The following is a 12,387-nucleotide window of genomic DNA, read 5'->3' as shown; positions in this document are numbered from 1 at the left end:
ACGATTCGTCCGGAGATCTGGGACGCCGGATGCCGCGTGACGCTCGAACGCGAGGGCGAGCTCGTGGAGCGGCCCGGCCTGAGCTGCTTCCCGCGGGACCGTGACCGCGTGTTCCACACGTACTCGACGTACGGGCGCGGCCTCGACGGCCTCGGTTCGACCACCGGCCTGCTGGACCTCACCGCGCTGGGCGGCAGGAGGAGTGGGAGGAACCCAAGGGGCGCGCGTCGGCTCTCGGGGCGCCTGCGGGAAGTGAGCGCGTCAGCTGTCACGACGAGTACGACGACTGACACCCACAGTGAGGAAATCAGCCAAGCGGCTGAGAGTCTGCTCACACTTGACGGTGAACGCGTGTCAACTACGTCTCAGAACCGTCACTTCGCGAGCCGTTCACCCCATGGTTGGCGTTTAACTCTACGAGTACAGCGCTACATGGAGGTGCAGGGTGGTGAACGGACGAACGGTGCTCGAGAGCTTTCCCGCAGGCGGGCCGCGTGGCTCCTGGCCGGCGGAGGAGTTCGCGCAGGCGCGGCGTCTGGAAGGCCTGCCCGCCGAGGTCGTCATGGATCTGGCATCGGACATGTTCCTGGTCATCGTGCGCAGCGGGGACGGCGCCGACGCCACCGCCTGACCCAAGCCCTCGGCCGCCGCCGCACGTCCCTCAGCCCGCGGCCCGCCCTCAGCCCGCGGCCCGTCGTCAGCCCGCGGCCCGTCGTCAGCCCGTCCTCGGCGCCGGCACCTTCCCGGCCGGCGGGGGTGACGCGGCGAACTGCTCCGCCTGGAGCGCGTACAGCTCGGCGTAGAGCCCGCCGGTCGCCAGCAGCTCGTCCGGCGTCCCGGACTCCACGAGCCGCCCCTGGTCCAGGACGTGCACCAGGTCCGCGTGGCGTACGGACGCCAGCCGGTGCGTGATCAGCACGACCGTCTGGCCGCTGTCGGCCAGGGCGCGGATCCGCTCGAAGACCTCCAGCTCGGCCCGGGCGTCCAGGGCCGCCGTCGGCTCGTCCACGATCAGGATGCGGCCCCTGCGGTAGGCCGCCCGGGCGATGCCCAGCCGCTGCCACTGACCGCCGGAGAGTTCGTGCCCGCCGGAGAAGTTGCGGGCCAGCAGCGTGTCCAGCCCGCGCGGCAGATCCGCGATCACGGCCTCGGCCCCGGCCTCGGCGACCGACTCCGCCAGCCGCTCCTCGCAGACGGGTGCCGACGGCCGCCCCAGGGCGACGTTCACCCGGGCCGTGAACGGCCACCTCTTGAAGTCCTGCGCGACCATCGCGATCCGCTCGGCCAGCCGGTGCCGGTCGGCGGTCGCCGCGTCCACGTCGTCCCAGAGGATCCGCCCCTTCTCCGGCGTGTACAGCCCGGCGAGCAGCTTCACCAGGGTGGTCTTGCCGGAGCCGTTCTCCCCGACCAGAGCCACGATCCGGCCCAGCGGCAGGGTGAGCGTGACGTCGTCGAGGGCGGGACGGGCCGAGTCCCCCGGGTAGCGGAACGTGACGTTCTCGAAGCGGATCTCGCGCGGGTCCTCCGGCAGCGCCCGGCCCCCCGCCGGGATCGCCCGCTGCGCCGCCTCCGAGTACAGCCGGTGCAGGTCACCGACGAAGAGCGCCTCCTCGTGCAGCGCGTTGACCTCCACCACGAGCGTGTCGAGGCTCTGCGAGCCGGTGCGGATGGCGATCACGGCCGTGCCCGCCACGGACAGGGCCATCGCCCCGGCGAGCAGCAGCGCGCCGAGCGTCGCGTACGTCGCCACCGTCGCCAGGCCGGTCCAGGCCGCCGCGATCAGGCCGGTGCGGGCCGCGAGCCGGGCGAGACGGGCCTGTTCGGCCTCCGCCGTCTCCGACATCGCGCGGAAGTGCCGCAGCAGGAACGCGCCCACCCCGTGCACCCGGATCTCGGGGGCGGCCTCCGGCTCGATCAGCAGGTTGCCCAGCAGCCGGCCGGCCCGGGCGTGCTGCACCCAGGCGTGGAAGGACTCGTAGCGCCGCCGGGCGACGGTCAGGGCGCTCCAGGCGCTCGGCAGCACCATCGTGATCAGCAGCGGCAGCAGGGCCGGGTGCAGCACGGTCAGCACGCCGGCGGCGGCGACCAGCGAGATCATCGCGTTGATCACGCGCGTCCCGTACGAGATCATCCGGCGGGCAGAGGCGGCCCCGTACTGCGCGGTGTCCAGCAGTTTGTGGAAGGCGTGATCCTCGATGGCGGCCAGTTCCACGGCAGCGGCCCGCTCCAGGTACCGCTCGGTCGCGACCCGCTCCACCTTGGGCTCCAGGCGGCCGGTGGCGTACGTGCTGGCGGCCCGCAGCAGGGCCGCCAGCATCATCACGGCGGCCACCGTGACCAGCGCCGGGACGGCGTCGCGCAGCCGGTCCTCGATGGGGCCGCCGCCCATCAGCCGGGCCAGCACGCTGTTGACGGCGAGCAGGCTCACGGCCTGCGCCACACCCCGGCCCGCCTCGGCGGCCAGCACGATCCGCGCGGCGTTCCGGTCGGCCTGCCGGGCGAGCCGGAGGCTGGACGCCAGCAGGGACGGCAGCCGGGTGATCATGGCGCGGAAGTTCAGTTCGAGGAACGCGTCGGCGTGCTGGTTCCAGCCCATGTCGTAGCGGAGCGGCCCGCCGAAGAGCAGCCGCTCCGACTCGGACACCTCCGGCGCGGTCCGCTTCTTCGCCACCGTCGACCGACCTCCCCGCTCGTGCCGCCGCCCCGGTTCGTCCCGGCTCGTGAGCGGCCACTATCGCGGGACGGAGCCGACCGGGGCAGGGCGCAGCCCGGGGCGTCGGATGCGCGCGGGCGCACGACATGAGGCGGGGAGGCCCGTTACGGCGCGGGGGCGGGTACCGCGGGTGGGGCGTGACTACGCGCTGACCGGCCGCGACCAGGCCGGGGCCGTTCCCGTCACGCGGCACAGGGTCAGGTACAGCGGGATCGGCGGGGTGTACGGGAGCGTGCCGTCCGGTCGGTGGATCAGCTCGGGCAGCTCCGGGACGTCCGGGACGACCGCTCCGGCGGTGTACCGCGCCGGGGCCGGCCACTCCAGGGCGTGGTCGGAGTCGGCCGGCACCAGCCACCACCAGTGCGCGGCGTCGGCGTAGACACAGCCCGGGCGGGGCAGGCGGGACATGACCGACGGACCGTAGTGAGCGGGCATCGCCACGGCGTCGCAGCCCAGCGGGATGGTCATGCCCTCGGGCACGGGCAGGCGCAGGACCGGCAGCGGCGTGCGCTGCGCGCGCCGGAGGCGGGCCAGGGTGTCCAGGTGCAGCACCCGGCCGCCGGGCCTCATGCCGGTCCCCGTTCTCGGCGTCGCTCCTGCGGGGGGACCTCCGGGGCGGCATCGACGGGGCGGGGCGAGTGCGCTGCCCGGTGCTGTGCCGGGCGCGGTCCCTGGTGCCGTGTGTGCTGTCGTGCCCGGTGCCGGGCCTGGTGGGTGTTCTCGCCGTCGTCCGGTTCGTCCCCCCGGTCGTCGGAGGGACCGCGCTTGGGTCGGGCGCCCCAGCCGAGGTCGTCGCGGGGTTCGTCCGGGCCCGGGGCGGTGGGGTGGCCCGTCCCGGCGCCGGGGGCCTCGAGCTCCGGGTCGTCCAGAATCCCGCCCCAGTCCGGGTCGTCGAAGGCCGCGGCGGAATCGTGCGGGGTGTCCGTCGTGCGCGGCAGCTCGGCCCAGACCAGCAGCCCGGGCCCGTGCTCATGAGCGCCCCAGGCATGGCACAGGGCGTCGACGAGAAGCAGTCCCCTTCCGTGCTCCTCCTCGGGCCGGGTCCGGCCGGCGGCGTGGGGCTGGCCCGGGGCGCAGCCCTCGTCACGCACGGCTATCCGCACCAGGTCGTCACCGTCGTGCAGCTCGCACACTATGTGCGTGCTCGCCGTGTGCACGATGGCGTTGGTGACCAGCTCGGAGACCACCAGGGCCGCGCTGTCGCAGGTGTCCTCGCACACCGACCAGCCGGTCAGCCGGGCTCGCGTCAGGCGTCTGGCCTGGGCGGGAGAACCCGGATGTGCGGCCAGCTCGAAACGGAACCGGCGCCCGGCAGCCGGCCCGAGGGGGCCTGCTCCCGCGGCGGCGCCAGGCCCGAGGGGGCCTGCGGCGGCGTCTGTTCCTAAGGGCGCGGACGGAATCACGCTTGCCACTATCGCCGTGCCGTGAACACTTGGCAAGTGTCACTCTGAAAATTGCAGAGTGCGGTGTGACGGTCTGGAAGGGCGTGGCACACTGCTCGCAACAGCACCCCGCGCGGCGCCAGTTGGGATCGTCGAAGGTTCGTTCGAGACGTTGTTCTAGATGTTGTTCTAGGCGTTTGTTCGGATCGGCACTTCGAAAAGGTCTTCGAATGGCGCCGCAGGGCTGTCAGCGTTCTTCTGTGGCCGGCTCGTCAGAACTCTTCGTGGAGGTGGAGCGTGAGTGAACCGCGGTCCGCGCCGACGGTCGGCCAGGTCGTTCTCGGCCGGCGCCTGTTGGACCTGCGTGAACGCGCCGGAATGAAGCGCGAGGAGGCCGCCCGCATCCTGCGCGTCGCCCCCGCCACGGTCCGCCGTATGGAGATGGCCGAGGTCGGGCTCAAAATCCCGTATCTGCAACTGCTCCTCAAGGCCTACGGAATCTCCGACGAGGAGGCCGAGGCCTTCGTCCAGCTGGCCGAGGAAGCGAACAAGCCCGGCTGGTGGCAGCGTTTCCACGACATCCTGCCCGGCTGGTTCTCGATGTACGTGAGCCTGGAGGGCGCGGCCGGCGTCATCCGCAGCTACGAACCCCATTTCGTCCCCGGACTGCTGCAGACCGAGGACTACGCGCGCGGGGTGCTGCGCTCGGGCGCCATCGGCCAGACCCGGCCGGAGGACATCGAACGCCACGTCGCCCTGCGCATGCAGCGCCAGAAGCTGCTCACCCGCGAGGACGCGCCCCGGCTGTGGGTCGTCATGGACGAAACCGCGCTACGGCGCCCGGTCGGCGGCCCGGAGGTGATGCGCGCCCAGATCGACCGACTGCTGGAGGCGACCGCGCTGCCGAACGTGACGCTGCAGATCGCTCCCTTCGCGGCCGGGCCGCACCCGGGCACGTACGGACCGTTCGTGCTGTTCCGATTCGCCATGCCCGAACTGCCGGACATGGTCTACAGCGAGTACCTGACCGGCGCGGTCTACCTGGACGCGCGCGCCGAGGTGGCGACCCACCTGGAGGTCATGGACCGCATGGCGGCGCAGGCCGCCACGGCACATCGCACGAAGGAGATCCTCCGGGATCTCCGCAAGGAGCTGTGAATGGATCGCATCAAGCCGCGCAAACACGTCTACAACGGCATGCCCGCGCGCGACTTGGGCAGCGAAGGCTGGCACAAGCCGTGGAGCGGCGGCAACGGAGGCAACTGCCTGGAGGCGATGAAGCTCGCCGACGGCCGGATCGCCGTCCGTCAGTCCACCGACCCGGACGGGCCGGCGTTGATCTACACCACCGCCGAGATGACCGCCTTCATCGAAGGGGCGAAGGCGGGAGAGGCGGACTTCCTGCTGTCCTGACGTGCTCCCTGTTGCTCATGCTCGACTGCCTTTTTATCGCTGGTGCTGAAGTGACCACCCCCCTCTGTGCCTTATGGAGTGCCTCATGACCGGGCAGGACCCCACGTCGGCCGTCAGGATCGACACGACCAGACCCCACCCCGCGCGGATGTACGACTGGTACCTCGGCGGCAAGGACAACTATCCGGTCGACGAGGAGATGGGCCGGCAGATGCTCACCCTCGACCCGAGGGTGCCGGTGATGGCGCGCGTCAACCGCGCGTTCATGCACCGGACCACGCGCTGGCTGGCCCAGAACGGCGTACGCCAGTTCCTCGACATCGGCACCGGCATACCGACCGAGCCCAACCTCCACCAGGTCGCCCAGGAGATCGCCCCCGACGCGCGGGTCGTCTACTGCGACAACGACCCCATCGTGCTGGCCCACGCGGCGGCCCTGCTGCGCGGCACGGACGAGGGGGTGACCGAGTACCTCCAGGCCGACGTGCGCGATCCGGACGCCATCCTGGAGGGCGCGCGGAAGGTCCTGGACTTCACCCGGCCCGTCGCGCTGTCGCTCATCGCGCTGCTGCACTTCGTCTCCGACGAGGACGGCGCGCACGACCTGGTCGGCCGGCTGCTCGCCGAACTGCCCTCCGGCAGCTACCTGGTGATCACCCACGCCACCGCCGACTTCACCCCGGAGGAGTCGAAGGCGGCCACCGAGAAGATGCGTGCCGCCGGTGTCACCCTGGCCCTGCGCTCCCGCGCGGAGTTCACCCGCTTCTTCGACGGCCTGGACCTCGTCGAGCCCGGCGTGGAGGTGCCGCACCATTGGCACCCCGAGCTGGGCGAGCCGGTGCCCGGGCAGGACGACGGGGTGATCCCGGGGTACGGGGCGGTGGCCCGCAAGCCGTAGTCTCCCCAAACTCCACGGGCCGGTCAGGGCGGCGGCAGCGCACCGCACAGCGCCTCCAGGGCCGGCCCGTAGGCGTGCTCGGAGGGGGTCGCGTACCCCACGACGAGCCCGTCGCCCACCGGCATGTCCGTCTCCGGATGCCGGAACGCGGCGAGGCCGTCGAGCGCGATGCCCTGCCAGGCGGCGGCCTTGACCACGGACGCCTCGGTGCCGGGCGGCAGCCGCAGCACCGCGTGCAGCCCCGCCGCGACACCGGTGACCTCGACGTGCGGCGCGTGCTCGGCGAGCGCCGCGACCAGCCGGTCCCGGCGGCCGCGGTACCGCTGCCGCATCCGCCGCACGTGCCGGTCGTACGACCCCGACGCGATGAAGTCCGCCAGACACAACTGGTCGAGGACGCTCGCCCACGCCTCCCGGTCCCCCTTGGCGGCCCGCACGGCCCCGACGTACCGCTCCGGCAGCACCATCCAGCCCAGCCGCACCGCCGGGGACAGGCTCTTGCTGACCGAGCCGATGTGGATCACCCGCTCCGGGTCCAGACCCTGGACGGCGCCGACCGGCTTGCGGTCGTAGCGGAACTCCCCGTCGTAGTCGTCCTCCAGGACCAGCCCGTCCCGCGCGCGGGCCCAGTCGATCACGGCCGTCCGGCGCGCCGGGTGCAGGGGGCCGCCGGTCGGGAACTGGTGCGCCGGCGTGAGCAGTACGGCCCGCTCGCGCCCCAGCCGGTCCACCCGGGCGCCGTGTTCGTCCAGAGGGAGCGGCACCGTCCGCACGCCGGCGGCGGTGAGGACCTCGCGGTGGAACCCGAGCCCGTACGCCTCCACCGCGAGCGGCCCACGCAGGACGCCCCCGCCGAACAGCAGCCGCAGCGCGTGCGCGAAACCGGAGCAGATCACGATCCTGCCCGGCTCGGTCCGTACGCCACGCGCGCGTGCGAGGTACTCGGTCAGCGCCTCCCGCAGTTCGGCCCGGCCTGCCGGGTCGCCCGGTCCGAACACCTCGTCGGGTGCCTGCTGGAGGGCCCGCCGGTAGGAGGCCAGCCAGGCCGTGCGCGGAAAGGCCGAGGCGTCCGGGGCGCCCTGCGTCAGGTCGTGGCGGGGACCGCGCGCGCGTGCGGGCGCCCGCCGGGGCACGCGGGCGGCCGGCCGCAGCGGCGCGGCGCGCTCCGCGACCCGTGTGCCCGACCCCTGCCGGGCGGTCAGCCAGCCCTCCGCGACGAGCTCGGCGTACGCGTCCGCAACCGTGTTGCGGGCCACGCCGAGGTCCGCCGCGAGCGACCGGTACGACGGCAGCCGGGTGCCCGGAGCCAGCCGTCCGCTGCGCACGGCCTCCCGCAGGGCCCGGATCAGCGCCGCGCGCCGACCGCCCGGACCCGTCAGCTCCAGATGCAGGTCGGACCCGATCCGCTCCGCCGCATTGACCCACGAATCCGCCACGGAAATGCACCCTACCGTGGGTCTTTCCGGCCCGTAGGTTGAACGGCATGACGACGAACACGAGCACGAACAGCACCCCCGTGAAGGCGCCCCGTCTGGAGTTCGCCAAGGCCGCCCCGAAGGCCTTCCGGGCCCTGGTCGCCTTCGACGCCGCCGCCCGCGAGGGCCTCGACCCGGCCCTCGTCGAACTGATCCAGATCCGCGCCTCCCACCTCAACGGCTGCGCGTACTGCCTCCACATGCACACCAGCGACGCCCGCAAGGCCGGTGAGAGCGAGGACCGGCTGCACATGGTCGCCGTGTGGCGCGAGGCCCGGCACTTCTTCACCGAGCGGGAGCAGGCGGCCCTCGCCCTCACGGAGGCGGTGACGCTGGTGGCCGGCGCGGGCGTCCCGGACGACGTCTACGCCGAGGCCGCCGCGCGGTTCGACGAGCGGGAACTGGCCCAGGTGCTCGCCCTGATCCTCACCATCAACACGTGGAACCGCGTGGCGCTGTCCACGGGGAAGGTGGCGGGGACGGACGAGCGCCAGTACGGGAAGGCTGCGGGGGCGGGCGAGCGCTGAGTACGGGAAGGCTGCGGGGGCGGGCGAGCGCTGAGTACGGGGAGGCGGTGGGGGCAGGACGAGCGCCGAGTACGGCCCGAGGGAGGGTGGTCATAGGGTGGTCATACCGCCATCGGCCGGTCGTACGGGCCGATCGGCGCCGGCAGCGTCGAACTGCCCGTCAGATGACGGTCCACGGCCGCCGCCACCGCTCGTCCCTCGGCGATCGCCCAGACGATGAGCGACTGGCCCCGGGCGGCGTCGCCCGCCGCGAAGACACCGGGCACCCTGGTGGCGAACCCGGCGTCCCGTGCGATCGTGCCCCGCGGTTCCAGCTCGAGCCCCAGCTGGTCGACGAGGCCGTCCTGCCGGTCCGGCCCCGAGAAACCGAGGGCGAGCAGTACGAGGTCGGCCGGAAGCGTCCGCCCGGTGCCGTCCACCGGGCGGCGCCGCTCGTCCACCTCCACCAGGTGCAGCGAGCGGACATGCCCCTGCGCGTCGCCGTCGAAGCGCAGGGTGGACGCCGCGAACAGCCGAGCGTCCGCGTTCGCGACCGGGGCGGTCCGCAGGTCACGGGCCTCCTCGTGCGCGGCGGACAGCCGGTAGACCCGCATCGGGTAGGTCGGCCACGGCTCGGTGTCCTCGTTGCGCTCCGCCTCCGGCAGCGCGTAGATGTCCAGCTGGGTCACGGACGCGGCGCCCTCCCGCACGGCCGTGCCCAGGCAGTCCGCGCCGGTGTCGCCACCGCCGACGATGACGACGTGCTTCCCGGCGGCCGACAGCGGGGAGGTCTCCAGATCGCCCTCACCCACCCGGTTGGACAGCGGGAGGTACTCCATCGCCTGGTGAACACCTGTCAGCTCACGCCCCGGCACCGGCAGTTCACGCCAGGCCGTCGCGCCCGTCGCGATCACCACGGCGTCGTAGCGGGTGCGCAGCTCGTCGGCCTTGATGTCCCGCCCGACCGCCGTCGACGTGCGGAACCTGGTCCCCTCGGCCCGCATCTGCTCCAGCCGCCGCTCCAGATGGTGCTTCTCCAGCTTGAACGCGGGGATGCCGTACCGCATCAGGCCACCGGGCCGGTCGTCCCGCTCGTAGACCGCCACCGTGTGCCCGGCCCGGGTCAGCTGCTGGGCGGCGGCCAGCCCGGTCGGTCCCGAACCGATGACCGCGACCGTCCTGCCCGACAGCCGATCCGGCGGCCGCGGCGGCGCGAGGCCCTCCTCCCAGGCCCGGTCGGCGATCGCGCACTCGACGTTCTTGATGGTCACGGCCGGCTGGTTGATCGCCAGCACGCACCCCGCCTCACAGGGCGCCGGGCACAACCGGCCGGTGAACTCGGGGAAGTTGTTCGTGGCGTGCAGCCGTTCCACGGCCGCCCGCCAGTCCTCCCGCGACACCAGGTCGTTCCACTCCGGGATCAGGTTCCCCAGCGGGCAGGCTTCGTGGCAGAAGGGGATGCCGCAGTCCATGCAGCGGTCGGCCTGTTGGCCGATGATCGGCAGCAGTGCCCCCGGGACGCAGACCTCGTCCCAGTCCCGCACCCGCTCCTCGACCGGCCGGCGCGGCCAGTCCTGGCGGGGCGTGGTCAGGAAACCCTTGGGATCGGCCATGGCCGTGTTCCTTGCGTGCGCGGGTGACAGGCCGTGCGTCGTCGGGCGGCACTCTTCTCGTCACGATACGTCCGCCTGCCTGTCGCTGCCTGTCGCCGGGGGCCAAGGGGGAAGGCGTCAGGTGAGTGCCAGGACGTAGGCCAGGGCCGCCCCGGTCGAGGCCACCGTGCGGACGTGGTTCCACAGCGTCCACTCGCGTATGTACGCCGGCCAGTACGTCGCCGCCTCCGACGTGCCCGGCTCCAGCGCGGCCAGCGCGTTATTGCGCGGCACGTTGGCGACCATCGTGACCCCGAACGAGCCGAACAGGTACAGCGCGCTGCCCACCAGCAGCTCCACCGTCCCCTCCTCCGGCCACAGCACGAACGTCGCCACGGCGATCAGCGCGCACAGCACGGCCGACCCGAGGAACACGGCCATGAAGGGCGGCGTCACCGCGGCCACGTTGATCGCCTTCATCGCGGCGACCCCCTGCGCGGACGGCAGCACGGCGAGGCCCCGCATGACGAAGGTCGAGAAACCGCAGAACACCCCGGCCACCAGACCGGTCCCGAGCACACCCAGCACGGTCAGCCAGAAGAACGGTCCGTCGATCATGTCAGCCTCTTCCGCCCGTCGAGCCGGGATCCGGCCCGGTACCCGCTACCACCACAAGTGAAATTCCGTACGAGCCCAGTGACCATCGCCGAGCGGCGCTGGGGCATACGCCAACGTCCACGGGCCCTGCCTGGGACAGCCGCGTTCGGAGAAGGGAGAAGGGAGAAGGGGAGATGGGAAGGGGAGCGGGGGCGGGGCGGCTGTCGCCGTCCGGGCGACGTGGCCTCCTTCCCTCTCACCCCGTGGAACCGAGCCCCGCCTCCGTCCACCCCCGCAGCACCGTCTCCACCGCCGCCGCGATCCGCCGCCGCGCCTCGTGCCGAGGCACACCGCTCATCAGCAGCCGGTCGTACGGCGTGTCCAGATGCCGTACGGACGCCACGACCGCCGGGATCACCGCACCCTCGGTCAGCGCCCGCCCCGCCGCGCTGCGGCCCACCCGTCCGCTGCCCCGCTCCGAGGCATGCGCGGCGATGGCCCGCGCCCGGCCGGGCGGACACCCCGGAAGCAGCCGGAGTATCTCCGCGGCGAACGCCTGCGCGAACAGGGCGTCCTGAGCCTTCCGATGCCGCGCCTCCCGGACCCGGCGCCGCCGTCGCGCCTCGGCGTCCGCGAGACACCGCTGCTCCGCCCTGGCCAGGGCCGCCTCCTCGACCAGGACGCCCTGCCGCTCGTAACGGCTCTTGCGCCGGTTGAACCGCACCACCACCGCCGACAGCGCGCTCTCCTCCCGCGATCTGCGCGTCAGCGCGGTGTCGCCGCGTGGCAGGAACATCAGGTGCCCGAGGTCCGCGCAGTCGAGGCAGCGCGGGGCACCGTCCTCCAGGACGAGCAAGGACAGCGGCCCCTGCCGGCACTCGGCGCACTGCCGCCGCTTGAGGGGCTGGAAGACGAGAAGTCCGGGGTGGTGCGGGAGCATCGCGCGAGCGGCCATACCGGGTTCATTCCCCCCGGCGGCAGCGCGCACTGCGTGCCACGACGGTCGACCCGTGCGTCTCCGAGGCCCTGCGGGAGGCCGCCGCCCGCGCGGGTGGCGTGACCTCGCAGACGCCGTGCCGCGGCCTGACGCATCATGGGCCGTGTGCGACTCGAAGCGATCACCTGGGACCGGCTCGGCGACCTGCTCGCCGAGCGCCTGCTCGACCTGAAGCCCGCCGACGGCAGTCCCTGGCCACGCATCGCCTTCGACGGCGCCCCGGCCGCTCACCCGGGCGACCTCGCCCACCGCGTCCGTGAAGCGCTGCGCGTGCGCGGCCGCTCCTCGCTCGTCGTCGGCACGGAGGGCTTCCTGCGGCCCGCCTCCGTCCGGCTGGAGTACGGCCACCGGGACGTGGAGGCCTACTACAGCGGTTGGTACGACACCGGCGCCCTGTGGCGCGAGGTCTTCGGCCCCCTCGAAGCGGGCGGCGACGGCCGCGTCCTGCCGGACCTCTGGGACCCGGCCGCCGACCGGGCCACCCGCAGTGCCTACGTCCAACTCCCGCCGGACGGACTTCTGTTGCTGCACGGTCCATTCCTCCTCCGGCACTGGTTCCCCTTCGATCTGAGCGTCCACGTCCTCCTGTCCCCGGGCGCCCTGCGCCGCCGCACCCCCGAGGACGAGCACTGGACCCTGCCGGCCTTCGAACGCTACGAGCGGGAGACGGACCCGGCGGCCACGGCCGACGTGCTGGTCCGGGCCGACGACCCGCGCCATCCCGCCTGGAGCGGGTGAGGGTGGGGGTGAGTGGTTCCGGTGTGCGGCTGGGCGTGGGCCGGCACCGTGTGCGGGTGGTCTCCGTGACGGATGG

Annotated in this window: 13 protein-coding genes and 1 pseudogene; 7 read left to right on the top strand and 7 right to left on the bottom strand. The window is 73.1% G+C overall.

Annotated features, from left to right (window positions below; all coding sequences use genetic code 11):
- Positions 1-36: 36 nt before the first annotated feature.
- Together ABTZ58_RS14325 and ABTZ58_RS14320 are read left to right on the top strand one after the other, a co-directional pair.
- Positions 37-290, top strand: a pseudogene (locus ABTZ58_RS14325) (DUF899 family protein); the annotation flags it as partial.
- Positions 291-448: 158 nt separating this feature from the next.
- Positions 449-631 carry a DUF8839 family protein gene (locus ABTZ58_RS14320; RefSeq protein WP_309096974.1) on the top strand — a complete coding sequence of 61 codons (183 nt, stop codon included), beginning with the start codon at positions 449-451 and terminating at the stop codon, positions 629-631.
- A gap of 84 nt (positions 632-715) precedes the next feature.
- On the opposite strand, the gene ABTZ58_RS14315 is transcribed toward ABTZ58_RS14320, so the two are convergent.
- From ABTZ58_RS14315 to ABTZ58_RS14305, 3 genes are all read right to left on the bottom strand, one after another.
- Positions 716-2,671 carry an ABC transporter ATP-binding protein gene (locus tag ABTZ58_RS14315; protein WP_502996069.1) on the bottom strand — a complete coding sequence of 652 codons (1,956 nt, stop codon included), beginning with the start codon at positions 2,669-2,671 and terminating at the stop codon, positions 716-718.
- Positions 2,672-2,854: 183 nt separating this feature from the next.
- A complete protein-coding gene (locus ABTZ58_RS14310; RefSeq protein ID WP_351355195.1) occupies positions 2,855-3,283 on the bottom strand; it encodes a hypothetical protein in 429 nt (142 codons plus the stop codon).
- On the bottom strand, positions 3,280-4,152 hold the full coding sequence (locus ABTZ58_RS14305) for an ATP-binding protein (protein WP_502996068.1): 873 nt from the start codon (positions 4,150-4,152) through the stop codon (positions 3,280-3,282). The genes ABTZ58_RS14310 and ABTZ58_RS14305 overlap by 4 nt, the downstream gene beginning before the upstream one ends.
- Before the next feature lie 240 nt (positions 4,153-4,392).
- On the opposite strand from ABTZ58_RS14305, the gene ABTZ58_RS14300 reads away from it, so the two are divergent.
- The 3 genes from ABTZ58_RS14300 to ABTZ58_RS14290 all read left to right on the top strand — a co-directional run bounded on the left by ABTZ58_RS14300 (position 4,393) and on the right by ABTZ58_RS14290 (position 6,406).
- Positions 4,393-5,253 carry a Sco1979 family transcriptional regulator gene (locus ABTZ58_RS14300; RefSeq protein WP_309096971.1) on the top strand — a complete coding sequence of 287 codons (861 nt, stop codon included), beginning with the start codon at positions 4,393-4,395 and terminating at the stop codon, positions 5,251-5,253.
- Complete coding sequence (locus tag ABTZ58_RS14295; protein WP_030246665.1) at positions 5,254-5,508, top strand: DUF397 domain-containing protein; 255 nt, start codon at positions 5,254-5,256, stop codon at positions 5,506-5,508. It begins immediately after the preceding gene.
- Positions 5,509-5,593: 85 nt separating this feature from the next.
- Complete coding sequence (locus tag ABTZ58_RS14290) at positions 5,594-6,406, top strand: SAM-dependent methyltransferase (RefSeq protein WP_351355187.1); 813 nt, start codon at positions 5,594-5,596, stop codon at positions 6,404-6,406.
- Between the two features lie 23 nt (positions 6,407-6,429).
- On the opposite strand, the gene pdxR is transcribed toward ABTZ58_RS14290, so the two are convergent.
- A complete protein-coding gene (gene pdxR, locus ABTZ58_RS14285) occupies positions 6,430-7,842 on the bottom strand; it encodes a MocR-like pyridoxine biosynthesis transcription factor PdxR (protein ID WP_351355184.1) in 1,413 nt (470 codons plus the stop codon).
- A gap of 47 nt (positions 7,843-7,889) precedes the next feature.
- Here pdxR and ABTZ58_RS14280 point away from each other — a divergent pair, with 47 nt between their 5' ends.
- Positions 7,890-8,408, top strand: a complete 519-nt coding sequence (locus ABTZ58_RS14280; protein WP_351355181.1) for a carboxymuconolactone decarboxylase family protein — start codon at positions 7,890-7,892, stop codon at positions 8,406-8,408.
- Between the two features lie 101 nt (positions 8,409-8,509).
- Here the strand turns inward: ABTZ58_RS14280 and ABTZ58_RS14275 are convergent, their stop codons facing one another.
- The 3 genes from ABTZ58_RS14275 to ABTZ58_RS14265 form a co-directional block, all read right to left on the bottom strand.
- The gene (locus tag ABTZ58_RS14275; RefSeq protein WP_351355178.1) at positions 8,510-10,000 is read right to left on the bottom strand and encodes a glutamate synthase subunit beta; all 1,491 of its coding nucleotides are present in this window, start codon (positions 9,998-10,000) and stop codon (positions 8,510-8,512) included.
- A gap of 117 nt (positions 10,001-10,117) precedes the next feature.
- Entirely contained in the window at positions 10,118-10,597 is a 480-nt protein-coding gene (locus tag ABTZ58_RS14270) for an anthrone oxygenase family protein (protein WP_351355175.1), read from the bottom strand.
- 235 nt (positions 10,598-10,832) lie between these two features.
- A complete protein-coding gene (locus ABTZ58_RS14265) occupies positions 10,833-11,531 on the bottom strand; it encodes a DUF2293 domain-containing protein (RefSeq protein ID WP_351355172.1) in 699 nt (232 codons plus the stop codon).
- A 138-nt stretch (positions 11,532-11,669) separates the two neighbouring features.
- On the opposite strand from ABTZ58_RS14265, the gene ABTZ58_RS14260 reads away from it, so the two are divergent.
- On the top strand, positions 11,670-12,311 hold the full coding sequence (locus ABTZ58_RS14260) for a nucleoside/nucleotide kinase family protein (RefSeq protein WP_351355169.1): 642 nt from the start codon (positions 11,670-11,672) through the stop codon (positions 12,309-12,311).
- Positions 12,312-12,387: the final 76 nt, after the last annotated feature.

The organism is Streptomyces sp. NPDC094143, assembly GCF_040303825.1.
Classification (GTDB): domain Bacteria; phylum Actinomycetota; class Actinomycetes; order Streptomycetales; family Streptomycetaceae; genus Streptomyces.
Note: the sequence above shows the minus strand (reverse complement) of the source record. Positions and strands in the feature narration are given on the sequence as shown.